Here is a 21,949-nt window from a genome sequence, read left to right on the forward strand (position 1 = left end):
GACTCAATATTGTCTAGAGCATAAAAGAAAAGGACCGAAAGTCTTCTTTTTTAATGAAGAGGATCAAATAGAATATATGAATAGTCACAAAGCCTATATAAATCCTACTTCTGAAAAAACTACCATCATCACATTAAAAGAAATTAATGAACAATTGGGGTCTATTCAAGAATTTATTGATTCATCTAAAAACAGAAAAAATTAATCAGAGTTGCGCTATTAAATTAGAGGTCTATCGGAAAGGAAGTTTATGTCTGGAATAAATAAATTCTATTTAAAAGCCAGTTGCCAATCGGCTCAGGTTGAGGCTCTCACAATCCCTACTGAGCATAGCTGAAGTACCACCTTAAGTATAGGTCTTCCCGAATCAAGTTCGGGACAGGCAGGACACGGAGATTCACTGGATTATAGATTGTGATTTGAGGTAATAGGAAAGCATGGATTCATATCCCTTTCTTCTCAGGCGTGACAAAGTGATAGTGGTTATCAGAATCGGACTCTGGGCTACTGCCCATCCCCCCTTTTCTGGTTCCCTCCCTACAGCCTGGCCCCTCGCTAAAATGATCCAAAGGGATCATTTCTTTACGCTCAGTCCTATGCGTAAGCATGGTCTCGGTCCACTCCTAATCTGATCAGGTTTTTACTTTTCCGCTCAGGCTTTTTCCAATTCTGAGGGTAGAAAATTTTAATCAAGAATAAGCAGGGACAGTACATTTTCATCAGAAGGTTGATTTCCAAATTCCCCTTGACTTCCCAAGTTTAACTAATATTAAAAAATCCTATTTATGCAGTAAGGAACTTGAGGAGACAAAAATCTCGATATAAGGACAATAAGATCACTGCTTGGCTTGAAGAATTTGAATATAAAACGCTAACTTTCCTTTGCCATTTGGGCTCTTGCCCCTGCTTTTCTTGATGCCTGTAACCTGTTCAATAACTACCTGATCATAAAAAAGCCCCAAACCGACAAATCCCTGTGATTATGGAAATAAATGAAACCTTAAGGGAACAGATTTTTGAGATAATAAAAAATCAACTCAAGAATAATGAGCCTCCCGAGACGAAGGCCACCTATGACAGACTGTTGAAAAAAGGATTTAATGATTTCCAAACCAAGCAGATGATCGGGCAATGTGTAGCAGTGGAATTGTTTGATATTATCCAAAATGGAAAACCCTACAATAACGATCGGTACGTCAAGAACTTACTAGCTTTACCCAAAGAACCTTTCGAATAGACAGAAATTTACTCAGCAAAAAACAGTCAAGCGGCGTGTCACCCTAAAATGGGATGTTTTAGTTGGAAGGAATCTATCTGTCAATACTAAAAAGGGATTAAAAAAGAATATGGCCGGCAAAAAGATAATTTATCTAGTAGGTAGGGATAACTGGCAAAAAGACATCCACCTCAGGAACACTTTGGTGGATTACCTAAAAGCAACAGGAAACGAGATAAGGTGGGAAGATCCAGCGGGCAACCTGCTTTATGCATTGAGAAAATTTGACAAGCAATTTTCATGGATTCCTTCATTTCTTCATGGGTTGGTTTTGCATGGTTTACGGTTATTTTTTGGGCTGTTACATCCGAGCTATTTTGGTTACCTATCTGACAAAAGGCATCCATCACCCGAATTACGATCAAAAAGATTAAAGGAAAGTCTTTTGAAATTGGGGAGTGGAAAAGAAATTGTGGTGGTTTCCAGATCGGCAGGAGGCAGATTCTCCTCCTTAATTGCTGATTCTTTGAATCTTCAGTATATCATTTGTCTGGGATATCCCTTCAAGCATCCCAATAAAAACATCGAACCGGAACGCTATCTGCATCTTGAAACAATAAAGACCCCAATGCTGATCATCCAAGGTGAGACGGATGAATACGGTGGGAGAGAAATAGAGGAAATATATCGCTTTAGCCCAAGTGTGGAAGTGTTGTTTGTCGAAGCCAATCACGACTTTAAACTTACTGAACAGGACTGGAAACGGGTTTTATCCAAATTGGATGGAATTTTCTTCAACGGTGTGGAAGGTTTGAAACATGCATAACCTCCTCTCCATCGATTTCCTTAGCAAGGAGACTTCTCTATAGTACTTATCCATTGTATCCCAATTACAAATTGATAGTAGCCGTTAAAAATCACCTGTATTTGACTAAAAATTCATCTGGGTGAAGCTTCCAAACTCCACCCAGTATAAAGAATTCTGCCTATCCAGAATTTTGTACGTATTAAATATGAAACAAAATACTTAATAGAAATCCTTCTGATGGCCTTTGGAGCATTCGGTTTTGGGACATTTGATGGAGGCGTTAAGAAAATGAGTTAGCTCGAGAAGTGGACGAGCGAGATCCTCTCATTTTTAGCCTACAGCAAATGGCACAAAATTAAATTGAGGAAAACTGTTCGTAATAGAAAACGAATTTACTCAATTTGAAGAAGGCTCCGTGGCCTAGATTTTTGGTTCTTTTCATCAATGGAAATGCGTAGCATTCATGAAGACCTTTAAGAATAAATCAATACCTGAATAAAAGAACAGAAAACAATAAGAACCTTATAAGATTTGGTTACGTGCAACATTGTGGACACAAAGTTAAAGAATTCTTACTCCCTTCTAAATCAACCCCTTAATAAAAGGATCCTCATAATCCTCTATAAAGGCCAATACATTATCGTACTGCTCAAAGTCCTCCTTTGGGTGGGCCGTGGTCAGCACCACCGCTTTCATCCCTGCATTCCTGGCTGCTTCCACCCCTTTGGGCGCATCCTCAAAAACGATGCAGTCCTCAGGTTCCGCGCCCAGGGCCTCCGCTCCCAAAAGAAAGGTCTCCGGGTGGGGCTTGCTGACCGCCACATTATCTGCAGTGATGATGGCCGAGAAGTATTTTCTGATATCCAGGTTGTCCAGGGCAAAGTCCACATTGTAAGGAATAGCAGCTGATCCTATGGCCATTTTGATACCAGCTGCCTGGGCTTTTTCAAATAGCTCGCCCAATCCTTTAATCAAAGCCAAATGGGGCAGGTATTCCTCTTGGTATCTCCTTTCTTTTTCCATGGACCAGTCATTGGCCTCCTCCAGGGTAAAACGACCTTTGCCAAAGACCCTTTCCAGCACCTCCGGGTTTTTGCCATACATCTCCACTTTCACCTCTTCCCAAGAAAGGTTCGCTCCGAGATCCTCATTGAAAAGTTTGTGCCAGGCCTTGGTATGGAAATGCATATCGTCTATTATCGTTCCGTTCAGATCGAAAAGAAAAGTCAAGTTCTTGTTGCGCATCATTTTATTCGTTATTCAAGTGGTTCAAATAGGTGGATTAAGCTTTTTAAACATCCCCTCAGACCAAATGGTTTCTTGTGTAAAGATAAAAACACATTATTCTTCAGAAACATCACTTCCACTAGGGGCCCTATCCTTCAAAGGGCCGCGCCAGTAGTTTGGCCATCCAACATTAGCCCCCAGTTACACCTTACTCCCCTTGGCACCCATTTTTTCTGTTCCGCAGACAACATTTACCATCCCAAATAATTGGACATTTATACGGCTTAGATTACTTTAGTCCTATACAAACACCTTCTTTTCACAAGAATTTTATACGTCCCACTTCCATGATGGATTTCACCAAACCTTTTTCAGCACTTCCGCCCTCTGTGCAGGAGGAAGTAAAGTTCCAGTTTAAAGCGGTAGATTTCCCTAAACCTCAACGGATCTATCTTCAAAACCATTCTGGAATTGAAGGCTTTGACTTTATCCTTCAGGGAGGATACGAAGGTTTTTTCTATGACCGCAACCAAAAGAAGAGAAGAATAGAACAATACGGAAAAGGTTCGTGGTTTGGCGGGATTTCCTATCTGTACAACAAGGGGATTTCTTTACAAACGGTAGACACCATGGAAAACACCAAGGTGCTGCGTCTGGGGATGGAAAAATTCTTTCAGCTTTGTCATGATCACCCTGATTTCAGGGAGCATTTTGTCAAAGAATACGGAGAGCGCATGCTTGACCAGGAGTTTGTCCACTTTATCAAAGGGGCCACCTACTATCCCCAGCAGAACAACATTACCTCAGACAGCTTTTACTCGGACAAGGTGGACTCGCTCAACCCCCGGGGACTGGTCACCTGCCAGGAAAACACCCCGATTTTAGTGGCGGCAAAAATCATGGGGGCAGAAAAAACCAGCTGTATCTTCGTCAAGGACGATTCGGAAAGAATCATCGGATATGTCACCGACATCACCCTCCGGGACAAAGTCATTGCCCAGAATATCCCTACCTCTTCCCCTATAGGCCAGGTCCTGGAGAAAGACATGGTTTCCATCGATACGGATGCGCACATCTACGAAGCCTTGCTCTTGATGTTCCAGACCAAAACCCGTTATCTTTTGGTGGCCAAGGCGGGTGAGTATGTTGGCTTTATTTCCAGAAACAAGCTGCTCAGTGAGCAGTCCCATTCCCCTTTCCTTTTTATCCAGTCGGTAAAACAGGCCACGACCATCTCGGAACTCAAAGAAAAATGGGCCCAGGTACCGGCCATCGTCGAGCAGTTGCTGCAGCGGGGCGTAAAATCGGAAACGGTCAACCAGGTGGTCACCACCGTGTCTGACACCATAGCCCTGCGCGTGATCGACAATGTCCTGTATGAAGTGGGCCCTGCCCCCTCCAAATTTGTCTTTATGGTACTGGGCAGCGAAGGGCGTAAGGAACAGACCCTCAAAACCGACCAGGACAATGCCATCATCTATGAGGACAAGGCCAATGAGCAAAGGGAACTTGTCCGGGAGTATTTCCTGGATTTTGCGGACAAGATATCTGAACAGCTGAACACCATCGGCTTTAGCTTTTGCAAGGGAGGCTTTATGGCCAAAAACCCCAAGTGGACCCACTCCCTCTCCCATTGGAAAAGAAACTATGATGCCTGGATGACGGAATCCTCTCAGGAAACCGTGATGAAATATTCCACTTTTTTTGACAAACGCCCAATATACGGGGACTTCTCCATCCTGGAAGAGCTCAACGCATACATGGACCAGCAGCTGAATGTCCCCTTGGAGCGCTTTTTCTTCAATATGGCCACCAATGCATTGCAGTATGAGCCTCCCTTGACCTTCTTTAAGGGCATCCGTACATTCACCATGGGTGAACAAAAGGTGTTCGACATCAAAAAGGCCATGACCCCCATTGTGGATATCACAAGGGTATTTGCCCTCAAGCATAAGATCTTTTTGACCAATACCGGGGAGAGGCTGGACGCCCTGGCCAAGGAAGGACACATCACCGAAGAAGAACTGCTCGAGTTAAAGCAATCTTACTACTACCTGATGGGCCTAAGGCTGGACAGACAGGCCAAGCAGATCATGCTGGATAAGGTAGAACCGGAAAACTTTGTCAGCATCGAAAGCCTTACCAAAATTGAAAAAGTCACCTTGATAGAGATTTTCAAAGTCATCAAAAACTTCCAAATGAAAGTCAAGATCACCTTTACCAATACCATATTTTAGGCCTTTGGCTATTGTAACAGATCACAGAACAGTTGTCGCTGACCAGTGGTCTTTTCGCTAAAATAATCCAACACGTGTATCCTCCGTTTTAGTTACTTTTTAGTAAATCTGACTATCCGGGATTCTGCACGTAGCATTAATAGAACAAAATACTTAACAGAAACCCTTCGGAAGGCCTTTGGAGCATTCGGTTTTGGGACAGTTGATGAAGGCGTTAAGAAAATGAGTTAGCTCGCGAAGTGGACGAGCGAGATCCACTCATTTTTAGCCTAAAACAAATGGCCCAAAATCAAATTGAGATAAACTGATTGTAATCGAAAACAAATTTACTCAATTTGAAGAAGGCTCCATGGCCTAGATTTTTGGTTCTTTTCATCAATGGAAATGCGTAGCATTCATGAAGACCATTAAGAATAAATCAATACCTGAATAAAAGAACAGAAAAACAATAAGAACCTTATAAGATTTGATTATGGACAACATTGCGAATACATAAATTAGTAAATTAGTATTACCTAAATCTTGGATCGCTATGGATTACATCGATTACTATAACATCCTTGGAGTAGACAAAAATGCTTCTGAGAGCGATATCAAAAAAGCCTACAGAAAGCTGGCCCGTAAATACCATCCGGACCTTAACCCGAACGATAAAGAAGCCGAAAAACGGTTCAAAGAAATCAACGAAGCCAATGAAGTCTTAGGCAATTCCGAAAACCGAAAAAAATACGATCAGTACGGCAAAGACTGGAAGCATGCCGAGGAATTCGAAAAAGCACGGTCCCAGCAGCGCCACTATCAAAGCCATCAAAAACGGGATGATCCTTTCTCGGGCTTTTCCGGAGGCGGTTACTCTGACTTTTTCGAATCTTTATTTGGCCATGCCACATCGGGATCGTCCTTCCGAAGTTCCGGTCAGGGCATGAAATTCAAAGGTGCGGACTATAATGCAGAACTTCACCTTGACTTAAAGGACGTTTACAGAACCCATAAACAGACCTTGACCGTCAATGGCAAAAACATCCGGCTGACCATTCCCGCCGGTGTTGAAAACGGTCAGGTCATCAAAATCAAGGGCCATGGTAGCGAGGGGGTCAATGGCGGTCCCAGAGGGGATTTGTATATCACTTTTGTCATCAGTAACCACACTCCCTTCAAGCTGCACAATAGCAACCTCTATACAACAATCGACCTTGACCTGTACACCGCTTTATTGGGAGGAGAAATCACCGTGGAGACTTTTGACGGCAAAGTAAAGCTCAAGGTGAAGCCAGAAACACAAAATGGCACCAAAGTCAGGCTTAAGGGAAAAGGCTTCCCTAAATACAAAAAAGAAGGGGAATTCGGTGACCTGTACATCACTTTCAACATCAAAATCCCCACACACCTAAGCAGTAAAGAAAAGGAGTTGATCGAAGAACTCTCTAAACTCAGATCCTCATGACTTCAGAAAATCTCATCCCTGTAAACCGTTTGTGTACTTTATACAAAGTGGAAATAGCCTTCTTTAATGAGTTGAGCGATTCCGGGCTTATCCATTTAAAAACACTGGACCGAATGCATTATATCCATGAAGATGAAATTGTCCTTGTAGAAAAAGTGGTCCGCCTGCATCAGGAATTGGACATCAATACTGCCGGAATCGAAACCATTATCCATTTACTCAGAAAAGTCGAGAAACTTCAAACAGAGCTTCAGGATATGCAGAACCGCCTGAAACTCTACGAGGATTAAACCCTAAGCCATAAAAAAAGCAGCACTCTTTAGCGCTGCTTTTCAGTTTATTTTCAGGAAAACCTGTTATCCTTTTTTCACCACTTTGGAGATCAACGATACTTTCTCAATAGGCTCGGTAGCATTGGAATAAATCCTCACTACACTGTTTTGATTCCCCATTTTTCCCGCTGAATTGAAGGTTACCTTAATTTCGGCACTTCCCCCTGGAGGAATGGGCTCTTTTGGCCAGCTGGGAACGGTACAGCCACAGGTGGCCGCTACATTGGATATTTTCAGCACCTCAGTCCCGGTGTTGGTCAACTTAAAAGTATGCTCCACCTTGGTACCTTGAGTGATTTCACCAAAATCCTTGGAGGTTTCTTTAAAAGTAATCACCGGGCCTTTCACCTCTTCTTTTTTTGCCTCGGCTTTCTCTTCTACCTTTTGTTCCTGCGCCTGGACTGCAAAAGCCAAAAACGCGGCGACAAACATTAGAAATAGCTTTTTCATCTTCTTTCTGTATTTGATATGGTTTAACTCCGTTCAATTACTGTTCCAAATTCAAAGGAACATTATCAGGACGATGTTTTTTACTTTAACGTCCCTAAGGATTGTAAAAGTTTCGATTTTTTAACTAATAACCAAGTTGTCCCCTTACAATCTGCTACAATCAACACAGATTTCTTCAGCCCACAAAAAATTTAGGATTGAAATTCACCAGGAACAATTCATCCGTTGCCCTGGTGACCGCAGTATACAGCCATCGGATATACTCTGTATCCAGTTGTTCCTCGGTAATATACCCTTGGTCCACAAATACCGCATTCCACTGGCCACCTTGGCTTTTATGACAGGTAAGCGCATAAGCAAACTTCACTTGCAGGGCATTGAGATAAGGATCCTTCCTGATGTATTCCCGCTGTTCCTTTTTATTGGCCACATCGGCATAATCCTCCACCACCTGTCGGTAAAGTTCCCTGGACTCCTTATTTTCCAAGGATGTACTGGCACTGTACAGCGTATCCAGGATCACCTTAGCTTCAAAAAAAGGTTCGTCGGGATAATCGATCAACCGCAATTCCAATGTGGCAAAACGCAAGCCATATACTTCCTCAAAAGAACGTACCTTGGTCACTTCGACGAAATCCCCATTGGCCAGAAAGCTGACCTTGTCGGATTCGGCCATATAAGTGTAATTATTTCTTACGATCATCAGGATGTCTCCGGCCGCTATTTCATCCTCGTAAAAATGGATGGTCCTTCGGATGTACTGGTTGTATTGAACAGCAGTTTTATTGGAACGGGTGATGATGATGGTATTTTCCACACCAAATTTATCATAGGCATACCGCAAACCTTCTTCCAGCCTTTCTCCGGTCATCTTATAGAAATCCGGGAAGCCCTTGGCACTGAAAGAGATGACGGGCTGTTCCTTGACCACCTCACTTCTCAATCGGGTGGCATTGTACAAAATGCCGGAATCCAGCTGCTGCCTCATCACCTCGGTCAACTCAGCTTCCAGCACATCCAGTCCATAGTGATGGGAAAGGTAGCCACCATCCAGTGCGGGACTGTTTTTACTGCCAACAGGGGGAAGCTGTGCGGTGTCCCCTATTAAAATCAGCCGGTTTGAAGGGTGCTGAAAAACATATAAGATCAGATCCCTCAAGAGATTGCTTCCTCCCAATGCATCATCCGATAGCATGGACGCCTCATCCACAATAAAAACCGTATTTTTATAATAGTTTCGCTGAAGATCAAAACCACTGCCCATGCCCCCTTCATCATTTTTGGGCCGGTAAATAATCTTGTGGATGGTAAAGCCCATTCTTCCGGAATAGGCCGACATCACCTTGGCCGCCCTCCCAGTAGGAGCCAACAGCAAGGATTTAAAATTCAGTGCAGGCAGGGATCTGACCACCGCCGCAATCACGGATGTCTTGCCGGTACCGGCATATCCACGAAGAATAAATGTCGGCTTCCGGTCAAACTCCGGATCAAAAAAAGTATCCATCTGCCCAAAAAAACGTGCCTGCCCGGAAGTGGGCTGGTGCGGAAATTTTTGCCGCATCAAAACGGAGGGCTTTGGTAGATGTTCCTTATCTTTATTCATCAAAAGCGAATCTACAGCTTAAATGCAGAATATTGAAAAAGAAATCCAGGAGAAATTCGGGGGGTGCTTACGTGTCAGGGTCAACGGCATCTTGATCCAAAACGACAAGATCCTGATGGTCAAACACCGAATGGGTGAAAACAGGTATTTCTGGAACGTGCCCGGGGGCGGGATGAATTATAATGAAAATGCCCATCGTACTTTAATTAGAGAATTCCTGGAAGAAACCGGGCTGGCTATCGGTGTAGGAAGTTTTCTTTCCGTCTCCGAATTCTTGGATCCCCCTCTTCATGCGGTAGAGCTTTTTTTTAGCGTTTTCAAAAAGTCCGGCCATCTGATCAAAGGAATCGACCCTGAATTGGACGCTGACAGCCAACTCCTTGAGGAAGTTCGCTTTATGGACATCGATGAAATAAGCAGGATCAAAAAGGAAGAAAAACACCGGCTTTTTTGGGATATAAAATCGGTCAATGATATAAGAATATGGAAAGGTTATTTTAATTTTGAAAATAAATGCATAAAATAGCACCTTGTTAATACCGTCAACCTTTATATAAGAAGAATAAATCGACTGAAAAAAAATGAATCTGACTAAAATCTTATCTGCTGTTTTTCTACTAGCTGCATTGGCAGTTGGTTTTCTGCTCTACAAAGGCGTAGATGATGTCATGCAAGAAGAAAAACGAATTGCACGAATCGAAGCGAGAGTGATTGAAAAACTTCAAATGCTAAGAGATGCCCAATCTGCATACTTGGCAACCAAAGGTGAATATGCCGGAAGTTGGTCGGAACTGAAAAACTTCATTGAGGATGGCCAAATCTTCATTGTCCAAAAAACGGAAGAAACCAAGCTGTTGGATTATGGTGAGGAAGAAACTACCATAACTTATGACACCCTTGGTTCTGTCAATGTAATGGACTCTCTCTTCAACGAAAGAAAATACCCTGAGTTCAATTTAGAAGCATTGAATGTCGTTCCTGGATCAGGAGGAAAAACCTTTACCTTCTTTGCTGACAAAGTGGAAAGAGGTGCCAACAAGGTCTTGATTGATGTTTTCGAAATCAGAGACCCTGCCCCGGTAAATCCTGAAAGAAAAGCCAACAATAACGAAAAAGCGTTAAGAGTAGGATCTAGAACAGACGCTTCTACTTCCGGTAACTGGGAATAACTTTGACGAAGTCAATAAAAAATACGCACACAGAATTTCATAGCGATAAACTTGATGTAACTGCTACATCAAGTTTATCGCTTTTATTATGTGAAAGGCGATTTACCGTGATCGCCAAAAACCAAAACGGATCCGTTATTGGGATCAACATCTATCCTTTTCAGGAGCCTGAAGAACTCAGCCACATCTTGGAAACGGACATTTTTCTCAACACCCCCCACGAAGAAAACAGGCTTTTTGTTTTCAACCAGAACTTTTGTCTGGTACCGGGAATGCTATTTGACCCAAAACAGCTGAAAACCTATTTGCAATTCAGCTCTCCTATAGATGACCACAAGGTTTTCTATGATGGTCTGGAAAACAACAAGATCCTGCTTATCGGAAGTATGGAGAAAGCCATTTTCCGCCTGTTGTCAAAAAAGCTCCCCAACCTACACCCTAGCCACGGCAGCTTACTGGTAATGGAATACCTGCTTCAGGAAAGGGGGGAAATGCTTAACCAGGAGATTTCCATCGTCATAGAGCAAAACCAGGTTTATATCGCGGGCTTTGCCAATAAAGAACTCAAACTCTTCAACCGCTTTGAAGTTTACAATAACCAAGACTTCCTAAAATACACCTTCAGTGTCCTCCATCAGCTGGCCTTTGACCGGATGCACTGCAAGATCACCCTGTTAGGAAACCTTGAAGACATCGGCGTTCAAGAGGAAATCCTTGGCCAATACTTCAAAAACCTTGTCATCAACAGCCCCCGGACCAATCAAAATTACCTGATCGGTGCCGAAGCTTTCAAAGAGACGCAAAATCTCGCCGCTTTTTGGACTGTTTAATGTATACATCATGAAAAAAACCGCCATTTTTCCAGGCTCATTTGACCCTTACACCAATGGACACCATGACATTGTGATGAGAAGCCTTGAGCTCTTCGATGAAGTCATCATTGGGATTGGTTATAATTCCTCCAAGAAATCCAGGTACTTTGACATTGAGTTAATGGTCGAAAAAATCGAGGAGGTCTACCGGGACATCCCTGCGGTAAAAGTCGTGGTCTATAATGAACTGACCTCTAGCCTGGCCAAAGCACACGATGCCAACTTCCTCATTAGGGGATTGAGAAACACCACTGATTTTGAATACGAAAATACGATTTCCCAAATGAACCGCTACCTCAACGAAAGTTTGGAAACGGTATTCTTGATCACCTCTCCACAATATGCTGCGGTCAGCTCCACTGTTATTCGTGAAGTTCACCGATACGGAGGCAGCGTCAATGACTTCCTTCCCTACGAAGTCTGAACATCCGGCACTATCCTTAAAAATCGCTTGTACAAATACCTCATAGAAGGGTAAGAGTTTACCAAGGCCGTTTTGGCCTCGTGGTGGCTTAGCCAGCGGATATCCTCAATGCCCTCTTCCTTTTGGGGCTGCATGTGGGAGTCATCCTGACAATCCATCACATACCAGTAGGTCTTCTTGAGTATGCTTTTTCTATTGTGCGTATAGGTATGCCAGGTATTGCAGATTTTTTCTCCGAGATTGACCTTGATGGAACATTCTTCTTCCACTTCCCTAACGGCACATTCTTCCGGCGTTTCCCCCTTTTCAAATTTACCCTTTGGCAAGTCCCATTTGCCCAATCGATGGATAAAAAGCACCTTTTCCCCCTTGGTCACTATGCCACCTGCAGCCTTCACAATACTGAATCGGCTTTTGATGAATTTCTTCAGGGCCTTTTCGTCTTCAGATACTATGGTAATGGAATCCAGGTTCTTTAGCTTTCTTGTCCTTAGTAAAAAAAGAAGCTTGATAATAATATCCTTGGAGGGGTGGGTGATCAAAACATCATCATGAAAATCAGCATAGGGAGGGAGGTCTTTTGGATTGTCATATACGCACTCAAAAGTTTTTTCCTTTGACAAACTTTCAGGCGAAAGCACATCCAGCGGCTTATCATTGATGAATATCTTCATAGGTCTGACTTTGTAAGTCAAAATTGCACAATTTTCTTAGGCATCACAACCGTCCTTACATTTTTATCAATTAATTTTGGGCCATGGAATTATTTAGCAAAGACACCGCTGGGCAGGTCGCCCGCAAACTACTCGATATCAAAGCCATCAGACTTCAGCCCAAAGAGCCTTTCACTTGGGCATCAGGCTGGAAGTCCCCTATCTACTGTGACAACCGCCTCTCCCTTTCATTCCCGGAAGTGAGAACCTATATCAAAGGCCAATTGGTCGAGGCCATCAAAGCCAACTTCCCCGAAGCTGAAGGCATTGCGGGAGTAGCCACTGCCGGCATTCCCCAAGGAGCGCTGATAGCGGAGGAAATGTCCCTGCCCTTCATTTATGTACGTTCCAAAGCAAAGGGACATGGCATGGAAAACATGATCGAAGGCAAGGTGGTGCCCGGGCAAAAGGTAGTGGTAATAGAAGATTTGGTATCCACCGGCGGTAGCTCTTTGAAAGCCGTAGAGGCCTTAAAAGCCTCTGGGTTTGAAGTATTGGGAATGGCGGCCATCTTTACCTACGGGTTTGATGTGGCCAAAAAGAATTTTGAAGAAGCGGGCATCAAGCTGGTTTGCCTCAGCGATTACGAGGCCATGCTTCCTCAGGCAGTCGCCGATAGCTATGCCTCCGATGAAGACCTAAAGTCTTTGGCCGAATGGAGAAAATCCCCCGACTCCTGGGGTAAATAATAACACACCACCTAATAGTGCCTCACTGAATCCGCTGCCTGTTGGCAGTCCTTTCAGTGAGGCACTATTTTTTTCACTATACCCTATCTCCTCTTCTCTACGGACGATAATCCCCCGCGCCCTCAGGTGCCCTTCATGCATCCCTCCCTACAACCGCACTTCTGAGTTCGCCCCCAAGGAACGGCAATAGTTCAGCCTTTCATACAGAAGCACTACCTTTTAACAAAAACCGCCTCCACATCGTAAAATATTGCTTATTATTGCGACGTATAAACTCAATAAAAAGAAAATGAAAATAAATAATATTATTATTCGTTATGTTATTGTTTTATTTTTCATCGCATTAAACACGAATATCCTACCTGGTTTTGCTAAAGAAGCAGGTTTTTCAAGGTCCCCAGTAAAGCCTGCGCAGGTTGTGGTGGACCTCAAAAAAGTCAATGCGACCACCGTAGAGGTCCTACTTGACAACGGTCACACAATGCTGTTTGACTTTTATGCAGACCATATTTTCAGACTCTTTCAGGACAATTCAGGAAAAGGTATGCGCGCTCCGGAAGCCAAACCTGAGGCCCAGATCTTAGTGGACGAGCCCAGAAGGCCGGTCAAAGCGCTTAATACCTCCAAAGACAGCCGGCTAGCGGTGATTACTACGGAAAAATTAAAAATCTCCATTGAAAGAACTACGGGGCTTTTCAATGTCGTTGATTTACGGACTGGCGCAACTGTGATAGAAGAGTTGGCTCCTATTACCTTTGAGAAGGACAAAACCCAAATGACTTTAAAAGAAGGTCAGGCAGAATACTTTTATGGAGGCGGAGTACAGAACGGCCGCTTTTCACACAAAGGGAAAAGTATTGCCATTGAAAACCAAAACAGCTGGACCGATGGAGGAGTAGCTTCCCCCACCCCATTCTATTGGTCCTCCCAGGGCTACGGCTTAATGTGGTATACCTTCAAAAAAGGCCAATACGATTTTGGCGCCCAGGAAAAAGGCTTGGTCAATCTCCACCATGAAACGGATTATCTGGACGTATTTTTCATGGTAAATGAGGGGGCGGTCAAGTTGCTAAATGATTTTTACCAGCTGACAGGCCAGCCAGTATTGTTGCCCAAATTCGGATTTTATGAGGGTCATCTCAATGCATATAACCGTGACTATTGGACAGAAAACGAGAAAGGAATCCTTTTCGAGGACGGCAAACGCTACAAAGAAAGCCAAAAGGACGACAGTGGAATCAAAGAATCCCTCAACGGGGAAAAAGACAATTACCAGTTTTCTGCCAGGGCTGTCATTGACCGGTACAAGCGTCACGACATGCCACTGGGCTGGATTCTCCCCAATGACGGCTATGGTGCGGGCTATGGACAGACGGAGACATTGGATGGCAATATCCAAAACCTGAAAGAACTGGGTGAATATGCCCGTCAAAACGGGGTTGAAATCGGTCTGTGGACCCAATCCGATCTGCACCCAAAAGAAGGGGTAAGTGCATTATTGCAAAGGGACATCATCAAAGAAGTGCGTGATGCAGGAGTCAGGGTATTAAAGACGGACGTAGCATGGGTAGGGGCCGGATATTCCTTCGGCCTTAATGGGGTGGCCGATGTAGGCCAAATCATGCCCCAACACGGAAGCAACGCCCGACCATTCATCATCTCACTGGATGGCTGGGCCGGCACGCAGCGCTATGCCGGCATTTGGTCAGGAGACCAAACGGGCGGCGTATGGGAATACATCAGGTTTCACATCCCTACGTATATTGGATCTGGCCTGTCCGGACAGCCTAATATCAGTTCAGATATGGATGGAATTTTTGGAGGAAAAAACCCCATCGTAAACATCCGTGATTTTCAGTGGAAAACCTTCACCCCCATGCAGCTCAACATGGATGGCTGGGGAGCCAATGAAAAGTACCCGCACGCCTTGGGAGAACCGGCAGCATCCATTAACAGAAATTACCTGAAGCTCAAATCGGAGCTTATGCCCTATGCCTACAGTATCGCCAAAGAAGCCGTCGACGGTCTTCCCATGATCCGGGCCATGTTCCTAGAGGAAAAAAAACCATTCACCCAGGGCATTTCCACCCAATACCAGTTTATGTATGGCCCCAACTTTCTGGTGGCCCCCATTTACCAGGAAACCAAGATGGATGAAAATGGAAATGACATCAGACACGGCATTTATTTGCCCGAAGGTCTTTGGGTGGACTATTTCAGCGGTGTGCAGTACCAAGGCGGTCAAATCATCAACAGTTTTGCCAGCCCGATTTGGAAACTTCCAGTTTTTGTAAAGAGAGGAGCCATCATCCCCATGGCCAACCCCAACAACAATGTCTCGGAAATCAATGACAAGCTTCGTATTTATGAGGTGTATCCCTATGGGCATTCTTCCTTTACCGAATATGACGACGATGGCATTTCTGAAGCGTACAAAGACGGTCAGGGAGTTCAAACCCATATAGAATCCCTCCTCGATCAAAAGCAACGGCTACTGCTGACCGTCCATCCATCCAAAGGCAATTTCAACGGTTTTGAGACGCAAAAAGCAACAGAATTCAGAATCAACAGCACGGAGAAACCAAAAAAAATCAGTGCAAAAATCGGTGGAAAAAGGGTCAAATTGAGAGAGGCCAGTTCCTTGTCATCCTTTCATGAGGGGACCAACGTCTACTTCTTCCATGAAAAACCGGATTTCAACAGATTCTCTACCAAGGGAAGTGAACAGGAAAAAACAACCCTTATCAAAAATCCCCAACTACTGGTCAAGCTACAAGAAACAGACATCAGCACCCAACAGATCACTCTTCAGGCAACAGGCTACCGTTACGCATCAGAAGATCCGCTGAAGGTAACTTCAGGCAGCCTCAGCCAAGCTAAAAACGCGTCGGTCAGAGAAGAACACAGAGAGGCATATACCTTAAAGCCTTCATGGAGCAAAGTCCCCCATGCCGATTATTATGAGATTGATTTTGACGGCATGCTGTACACTACCATCAAAGAGAGCGAATACCTTTTTGAAGACTTGGCTCCCGAAACAGAATACAGCTTCAAACTACGGGCAGTCAACAAGGACGGAGTTTCTGGATGGACAGAATTCCATGCCACCACCAAGTCCAACCCATTGGAATTTGCGATAAAAGGGATCACCGGAGAAACCAATGTGAAAAACCAAGGAGGTTATGAAATCTCCAAACTCCTTGACTTTGACGAAGGCAATACCTGGCACACCGTATGGGGCGAGGAATCTGTTCCATTTGATATGATTTTTGATCTGAAAACATTTAACCAACTGGACAAAATGCATTACCTCCCCCGCAGGACAGGAGGCAACGGCATGCTATTAAAAGGGACAGTCCTGTTCAGCAATGATAAAACCAACTGGACTTCAGCGGGAGATTTTGAATGGGAAAAGGACCATGAAGTAAAAGTATTCACCTTTGAAGGGCAACCGACTGCCCGCTTCATTAAACTGTCCATAACAGAAGGTGTCGGTTCCTACGGTTCTGGCCGCGAGCTTTATATTTTCAAGGTACTGGGTACAGAAAGCTACCTGCCCGGTGACATCAACAACGACGGCATCATCGATGGCAATGACTTCACGTCCTACGTCAATTACACCGGCCTTAGGCAAGGGGATGCTGATTTTGAAGGTTATGTCAGCATTGGTGACGTCAACAAAAACGGACTGATTGATGCTTATGACATTTCTGTAGTGGCCACAGAGCTGGACGGAGGAGTGACAGACACCCCAACGGAAAGGGTAAATGGCGCCTTGACAATCAGCGCTCCCAAACAAAGGTACGAAGAGGACGAAATCATCGAACTCACCGTAAAGGGTGTTGGCTTAAGCTCCGTAAACGCATTAAGTTTCTCCTTAGCCTACAATACCGCTGATTACGAATTCATAGCCGTAAAACCATTGAGCACCGGTAAGATGGAGAACCTTACCAATAACCGACGGCATTCGGACGGGGAGCAAGTACTTTACCCGACCTTTGTCCATATCGGAGAACAAAAGCCGATAGCAGATGCACCTGATTTGTTTATCCTAAAATTCAAAGCCAAGCGCAAACTCGAATTTGACCTGGAAATTGAAAAAGGTTTATTGGTCGACAAAAAACTAAACACCGTCACCTTTTAAGAGCAAAAAGCCCCGGAGCATTTTCCGGGGCTTTTCTTTTCTAAAACTTTTCTTCTACCCCAAGTCCAAACAGGGCAAAATCGTATTTAACGGGATCCTCCGGATCAAACGCCCTCAACTTCTCTGTAAGCTCTATAGCGGTAAACCAATCGGTCTGTTTTCTTTCTACCATTCCCAGCTTCCTGGCCACCCTATCCACATGCAGGTCACAGGGACAGATCAGCTGGGAGGGTTTGATTTTATTCCAAATCCCAAAATCCACTCCCTTGTCATCCTTGCGCACCATCCACCTCAAAAACATATTGATCCGCTTACAGGCGGCTTTTCTCTTTGGGGTAGCCACGTGTTTACGGGTTCTTTTGGGGGCATCTGGATCTCGGAAAAAATAATCATGAAAATTACTCAGCAAAACGCCCATGATATCAGCATCATCCTTCCACCCTATGGTAAAGGCCTCTTCCAAGCTTTCATGGCGGGCATAGAAATCCTTAAAGAAAGCCAGAAACCATAAGGTATCCACATCATTAAAGGTCCTGTGCTTGAAATCCAAAAAGGGCTTTAGATCCTGTTCAGTATGATTCCGCATAAAATCATAAGGAGCATTATCCATCATCCCCATCAGTTCGGTGCATTTATTGATGATGGTTTTCCGCTGTCCCCAGGCCAAGGTAGCGGCAAAAAAACCCGCAATTTCAATATCCTGCTTTAAGGAAAACCTGTGTGGGATGGCAATCGGATCCAAAGGAATAAAACCTGGCTGGTTATAGAGGACTACTTTTTCCTCCAAAAAATCTTTTAATTCCATCAATACTATAAAGCTACTTTTACTTCACCACCTTGGGTGCCGTCAAACCATTTAAAATAAAGCTTATTTTCTTCTTTTTCTGCCAAATGCCAGTCAAAGCACCTGATAGTGGTCAATGGTATCAGCTTATCCTCATCAGGTTCGTAAAGGCAAATATCAAAATCGGGCAGCTTTTTGGCATCCATCGTATTCCAGCGTTCCATCAAATACCCTTCTTCTATCACCCTGATGCTCCCTCCAAAGTAATGGTCCTCCAAGACAGAAGGCACGCCATCATTTCTTCTCATCTGGTAACAGGATGGCCCGAACATAATCTGCTTAAACAGCTTCCCTTCTATCAAATCGATTTCCTTGGACACCTGTTTCCATTCAGGTGTATTGATTTCCTTGATCGATTCATTTGAACGGATTTTGGTCAGCATCTTGGATATCCAGGAAAAAAAATAGGTCAACCCAATGAACACTATACCGAAAGTGGCCAGCACTGGATAAGAAAGTACAAAGATCACATTCCAAATAAACTTGAAAATGTGATGAAATATGAGTTGGATTTTATTCATTCGTTAACGCAAACTTATGCAAAAATAGGTGATTTATCAGCAATTATCAAATCCCTCACTTTCAGTCTAAAAACCAAAAAAGTCCCGCTTCCGCGGGACTTTTTTGTTATCTTCTTTTTCAAACCTTCATCAGTAAGAAACTTCTACCCTAAACCGGTTATTTACCGCTCTCAATTGATCAAATGCAGCTTGGGAAACCTTGATCAGCAGTTTGTTATTATCCCCGGTATCCGGAAGCTTCCCAACCACCCTTGCGAAAATGGTCACATCGTTTTCCTCATTTCGGATCCTCATGATAGTCCCCACAGGAGCGGTCTTGTGAAGTACCAGGTATTTTTTGTGGTTGCCCGTACCTTGGATTACTTCGGCTTGACCGGCTTCTTTGATGTTTTTATAAGCGGTGCTCTCTTCATTGCTTTTACTCACAGTGTAAGCAGGAGTGGCGGTTTGGGAAGGCTCAACTGACGCCTCTTCCTTTTCTTGAACCACCGGGGTAGCATTAGGTACCGCACCTTCTTTTCGGCCTACTTTGAGTTGCTGCCCTTCCTTGAGGTTATTTGATGACAGCACGTTCCAATTGATCAGGTCTCCCATATTGGCATTGTAGCGTTTGGAAATAGAGTAAAGTGTCTCCCCGTCTTTGACAGTATGGGTGATCCATCCTACTTCTGCACCGGCGGGGATGTTCTCTATCCGTGTTTCGCTGGCGGTGGTGATGGTAGGCGCCTCCACCTTTTCGACCACTTCTTTTTTCTTATCCTCTACCTTCTTTTCTTTCTCCTTTTTCTTTTCCTCTACAATCTTCTTACGCTCCTCAGGCATCTCCTTCACCTCAGTGGGAGTTTCACGGAGCTCGGGGGCTACCCTCTTCTCCACTATCTCTTTTGGTTTCGCTCCCATGATGATCACACCCTGGCCCACGCTCAGGTCATCGCCCTTCAGCTCATTCCATGTTTTCACCTCCTGCACAGAAACATTGTATTTTTTGGCAATGGCGAAAAGTGTCTCTCCAGGAGCAACCTTATGCAGTTGCGCCCCTTCCGGCAAAGCTGCCTTGGGAATAAAGGGCACTTTGATTCGCTGGCCGATCTTTAAGCCCTGTTTTAGATCGCTGTTATTTTGGATGATTTCCCCTACAGGAGTGGCATACCTTCTGGAGATCGAAAACAAAGTTTCCTTTGCCGTCACCTCATGGATGACAAAAGTTTTTTCACCGATTTTCTCTACTCCCACTGAATCAACAGCAAGCTCCGTTGCCAGGGCTGTGCTTACCCATCCCAGAAGAAGAATAGCAGTTAATATGCTTGATCTCATATTTAAATGCTCCATACACACTTTGAAACTCATCATTATTAAATCTATTTTCGATCTTTATTAATTACACTCCAGATTTTCCTGCAAAATACCACAAAAATATTGCTAAAGTTTTATTGGAAAGAAAAAAACCAAGGTTCTCTTCAGCAAGTATTTTAAGGCATTTTCCACAAAACCGCTATATTTATAAATACGTTTCATTTTATAGAATTCGTTTACAAAACTGCCTTTTTCATCTTGCTTTGTCAATACCAAAGCAAGATACCTGAACAATAAATTTAACCCATTACTGCTCATCGATCAAAACACCATGAAATCTTCGATTCTAATCACCTGTTTACTTTTCTTCTTGGTCTGCTCTTCTTCCTTTTCCATGCAAGACAGCCTTCAAAATAAAATAGTTTATGTTCTGGAGGTGATGGACAATATAGATCCCAGGATGAACAGAAAAGTAATGCTGGCGCTGGAAGATGCCGAAAACAAAGGGGCGGACTATTTCTTGGTGCACATGGACACTTACGGAGGAGCCGTCAATGACGCCGATGACATCAGGACCATGATTCTGGAAGCGAAAATGCCCACCATGGTGTTCATCGACAAGGATGCCGCCTCGGCAGGAGCATTAATATCCATCGCCTGTGACAGTATTTATATGGCTCCCGGAGCCAGCATTGGAGCGGCCACCGTGGTCATGGGCGGCGGCGGTGATGCTGCCCCGGACAAATACCAGTCCTATATGCGATCAATGATGCGAAGCACTGCCGAAGCCAATGGGCGGGACCCAAAAATTGCCGAGGCCATGGTGGATGAAAAAATAGAAGTCGAGGGCATCTCCGAAGCAGGATCGGTCATTACCTTTTCCACCTCTGAAGCCATACAAAACGGTTTTTGTGAGGCTGAGGTACGGTCCATAGCCGAAGCCATAGAGAGACAGGGCATCCAAGACTATGAAATTATCGAATACGAAGTCAACACTACAGAAACCATTATTGCCTTTTTCCTCAACCCGGCTGTAAGTGGCTTCCTGATTTTGGTGATTTTCGCAGGCATTTATTTTGAAATACAAACCCCAGGGGTAGGTTTTCCCTTGGCGGCATCCATCATCGCGGTCACCCTTTATTTTATCCCTTATTATTTAACAGGACTGGCTGAAAACTGGGAAATCGTGGTTTTCATTCTGGGCATTATCCTTTTGGCCCTAGAGCTCTTTGTGATACCGGGCTTTGGGGTAGCCGGAATATTGGGCATCATCGGTATCCTGACCGGTCTCACTTTGGGGATGATCCCCAATGACTTCTTTGACTTTACCTTTGTCCCCTCCGGGGAGCTTTTCGTTGCCCTGGTCACCGTCATTCTGGCAGCGGTCATGGCCGTTTCCCTGATATTTATCATGGCCCCTAAGGTCAACCAGTGGAAGGCCTTTAGACATATTGCCCTGGCGGCCACCCAAAGCAAACAAGAAGGATACACTTCTTCATGGTACAGCGAAGAACTGATGGGAAAGGAAGGCATTGCCCACACCAGGCTGATGCCCAGTGGAAAAATCCTGTTGGAGGAGGAGGTCTATGATGCCCATTCAAGAGGACAGTTCATCGAAAAGGGTGACAAAATCAAAGTCATCAGTACAGAAGGGACCTCCCTTACCGTAAAAAAAATCTCCTGATAAAACATGGTAAAGCAGCCCACATTTATCAATTTTCTTTAAGTTTGTTTCCACAAGAATAGAGTCATGAACGAATTCCAAACAGTTTACGAAGCTATTGGGGAGAAAAAAATTAAAGAGCTTACCCGTTACTTTTACGAGGGAGTTGCCCAAAATGAAGCACTGCGATCCATTTACCCGGAAGACCTCGCCCCTGCTGAAGAGCGCTTATACCTTTTTCTCTTACAGGTATTCGGCGGACCAAGCACCTATTCAGAAGAAAGAGGACACCCCAGGCTC

General features: G+C 44.2%; 22 protein-coding genes. 14 read left to right on the top strand and 8 right to left on the bottom strand.

What is annotated here, in order from left to right; translation table 11 throughout:
* On the top strand, positions 1-205 hold a 205-nt coding region (locus ACYVAA_RS17845; RefSeq protein WP_460544309.1), incomplete at its 5' end, for a hypothetical protein.
* 238 nt (positions 206-443) lie between these two features.
* Here the strand turns inward: ACYVAA_RS17845 and ACYVAA_RS17850 are convergent.
* Complete coding sequence (locus tag ACYVAA_RS17850; protein ID WP_460544311.1) at positions 444-608, bottom strand: hypothetical protein; 165 nt, start codon at positions 606-608, stop codon at positions 444-446.
* 374 nt (positions 609-982) lie between these two features.
* On the opposite strand from ACYVAA_RS17850, the gene ACYVAA_RS17855 reads away from it, so the two are divergent.
* Together ACYVAA_RS17855 and ACYVAA_RS17860 are read left to right on the top strand one after the other, a co-directional pair.
* Positions 983-1,237: a hypothetical protein gene (locus ACYVAA_RS17855; protein WP_460544313.1), complete on the top strand. Its 255-nt coding sequence runs from the start codon at positions 983-985 to the stop codon at positions 1,235-1,237.
* A 109-nt stretch (positions 1,238-1,346) separates the two neighbouring features.
* Positions 1,347-2,042, top strand: coding sequence for an alpha/beta family hydrolase (locus ACYVAA_RS17860; RefSeq protein WP_460544315.1), 696 nt, complete (start codon positions 1,347-1,349; stop codon positions 2,040-2,042).
* Positions 2,043-2,606: 564 nt separating this feature from the next.
* Here the strand turns inward: ACYVAA_RS17860 and ACYVAA_RS17865 are convergent.
* The gene (locus ACYVAA_RS17865) at positions 2,607-3,269 is read right to left on the bottom strand and encodes an HAD family hydrolase (protein ID WP_460544349.1); all 663 of its coding nucleotides are present in this window, start codon (positions 3,267-3,269) and stop codon (positions 2,607-2,609) included.
* 329 nt (positions 3,270-3,598) lie between these two features.
* Between ACYVAA_RS17865 and ACYVAA_RS17870 the strand changes: the two genes are divergently transcribed.
* The 3 genes from ACYVAA_RS17870 to ACYVAA_RS17880 all read left to right on the top strand — a co-directional run bounded on the left by ACYVAA_RS17870 (position 3,599) and on the right by ACYVAA_RS17880 (position 7,222).
* A complete protein-coding gene (locus tag ACYVAA_RS17870) occupies positions 3,599-5,488 on the top strand; it encodes a DUF294 nucleotidyltransferase-like domain-containing protein (RefSeq protein WP_460544317.1) in 1,890 nt (629 codons plus the stop codon).
* A 532-nt stretch (positions 5,489-6,020) separates the two neighbouring features.
* Positions 6,021-6,932, top strand: a complete 912-nt coding sequence (locus ACYVAA_RS17875) for a J domain-containing protein (RefSeq protein WP_460544319.1) — start codon at positions 6,021-6,023, stop codon at positions 6,930-6,932.
* Complete coding sequence (locus ACYVAA_RS17880) at positions 6,929-7,222, top strand: chaperone modulator CbpM (RefSeq protein ID WP_460544321.1); 294 nt, start codon at positions 6,929-6,931, stop codon at positions 7,220-7,222. The genes ACYVAA_RS17875 and ACYVAA_RS17880 overlap by 4 nt, the downstream gene beginning before the upstream one ends.
* A 66-nt stretch (positions 7,223-7,288) precedes the next feature.
* Here ACYVAA_RS17880 and ACYVAA_RS17885 read toward each other — a convergent pair whose 3' ends face one another.
* Together ACYVAA_RS17885 and ACYVAA_RS17890 are read right to left on the bottom strand one after the other, a co-directional pair.
* Positions 7,289-7,714 (bottom strand): DUF1573 domain-containing protein, encoded by a 426-nt coding sequence (locus ACYVAA_RS17885; RefSeq protein ID WP_460544323.1) that lies wholly within the window; start codon positions 7,712-7,714, stop codon positions 7,289-7,291.
* A 175-nt stretch (positions 7,715-7,889) separates the two neighbouring features.
* Positions 7,890-9,317 carry an ATP-dependent DNA helicase gene (locus tag ACYVAA_RS17890; RefSeq protein WP_460544325.1) on the bottom strand — a complete coding sequence of 476 codons (1,428 nt, stop codon included), beginning with the start codon at positions 9,315-9,317 and terminating at the stop codon, positions 7,890-7,892.
* A gap of 22 nt (positions 9,318-9,339) precedes the next feature.
* Between ACYVAA_RS17890 and ACYVAA_RS17895 the strand changes: the two genes are divergently transcribed.
* The 4 genes from ACYVAA_RS17895 to coaD are packed head-to-tail and all read left to right on the top strand — an operon-like array spanning position 9,340 to position 11,782.
* The gene (locus tag ACYVAA_RS17895; RefSeq protein ID WP_460544327.1) at positions 9,340-9,843 is read left to right on the top strand and encodes an NUDIX hydrolase; all 504 of its coding nucleotides are present in this window, start codon (positions 9,340-9,342) and stop codon (positions 9,841-9,843) included.
* Positions 9,844-9,898: 55 nt separating this feature from the next.
* A complete protein-coding gene (locus tag ACYVAA_RS17900; RefSeq protein ID WP_460544329.1) occupies positions 9,899-10,486 on the top strand; it encodes a hypothetical protein in 588 nt (195 codons plus the stop codon).
* Positions 10,487-10,488: 2 nt separating this feature from the next.
* Positions 10,489-11,316, top strand: a complete 828-nt coding sequence (locus ACYVAA_RS17905) for a DUF3822 family protein (RefSeq protein ID WP_460544331.1) — start codon at positions 10,489-10,491, stop codon at positions 11,314-11,316.
* Between the two features lie 10 nt (positions 11,317-11,326).
* Positions 11,327-11,782, top strand: a complete 456-nt coding sequence (gene coaD, locus ACYVAA_RS17910) for a pantetheine-phosphate adenylyltransferase (RefSeq protein WP_460544333.1) — start codon at positions 11,327-11,329, stop codon at positions 11,780-11,782.
* Here the strand turns inward: coaD and ACYVAA_RS17915 are convergent.
* Positions 11,770-12,456: an NUDIX hydrolase gene (locus ACYVAA_RS17915; RefSeq protein WP_460544335.1), complete on the bottom strand. Its 687-nt coding sequence runs from the start codon at positions 12,454-12,456 to the stop codon at positions 11,770-11,772. The two genes, coaD and ACYVAA_RS17915, sit on opposite strands and share 13 nt — an antisense overlap.
* 83 nt (positions 12,457-12,539) lie before the next feature.
* On the opposite strand from ACYVAA_RS17915, the gene pyrE reads away from it, so the two are divergent.
* Positions 12,540-13,184, top strand: coding sequence for an orotate phosphoribosyltransferase (gene pyrE / locus ACYVAA_RS17920; protein WP_460544337.1), 645 nt, complete (start codon positions 12,540-12,542; stop codon positions 13,182-13,184).
* Between the two features lie 289 nt (positions 13,185-13,473).
* Positions 13,474-17,328 (top strand): TIM-barrel domain-containing protein, encoded by a 3,855-nt coding sequence (locus ACYVAA_RS17925; RefSeq protein WP_460544339.1) that lies wholly within the window; start codon positions 13,474-13,476, stop codon positions 17,326-17,328.
* Positions 17,329-17,368: 40 nt separating this feature from the next.
* On the opposite strand, the gene ACYVAA_RS17930 is transcribed toward ACYVAA_RS17925, so the two are convergent.
* The 3 genes from ACYVAA_RS17930 to ACYVAA_RS17940 all read right to left on the bottom strand — a co-directional run bounded on the left by ACYVAA_RS17930 (position 17,369) and on the right by ACYVAA_RS17940 (position 20,007).
* The gene (locus ACYVAA_RS17930; RefSeq protein ID WP_460544341.1) at positions 17,369-18,133 is read right to left on the bottom strand and encodes a DUF2400 domain-containing protein; all 765 of its coding nucleotides are present in this window, start codon (positions 18,131-18,133) and stop codon (positions 17,369-17,371) included.
* Positions 18,134-18,138: 5 nt separating this feature from the next.
* On the bottom strand, positions 18,139-18,693 hold the full coding sequence (locus ACYVAA_RS17935) for a hypothetical protein (protein WP_460544343.1): 555 nt from the start codon (positions 18,691-18,693) through the stop codon (positions 18,139-18,141).
* 129 nt (positions 18,694-18,822) lie between these two features.
* Positions 18,823-20,007, bottom strand: coding sequence for a LysM peptidoglycan-binding domain-containing protein (locus ACYVAA_RS17940; RefSeq protein WP_460544345.1), 1,185 nt, complete (start codon positions 20,005-20,007; stop codon positions 18,823-18,825).
* A gap of 373 nt (positions 20,008-20,380) precedes the next feature.
* Here ACYVAA_RS17940 and ACYVAA_RS17945 point away from each other — a divergent pair, with 373 nt between their 5' ends.
* Both ACYVAA_RS17945 and ACYVAA_RS17950 read left to right on the top strand, forming a co-directional pair.
* Positions 20,381-21,670 carry an NfeD family protein gene (locus ACYVAA_RS17945; protein WP_460544351.1) on the top strand — a complete coding sequence of 430 codons (1,290 nt, stop codon included), beginning with the start codon at positions 20,381-20,383 and terminating at the stop codon, positions 21,668-21,670.
* A gap of 66 nt (positions 21,671-21,736) precedes the next feature.
* Positions 21,737-21,949 (top strand): globin domain-containing protein (locus ACYVAA_RS17950; RefSeq protein ID WP_460544347.1); only part of this gene is annotated, 213 nt, incomplete at its 3' end.

The organism is Echinicola sediminis (assembly GCF_054777495.1).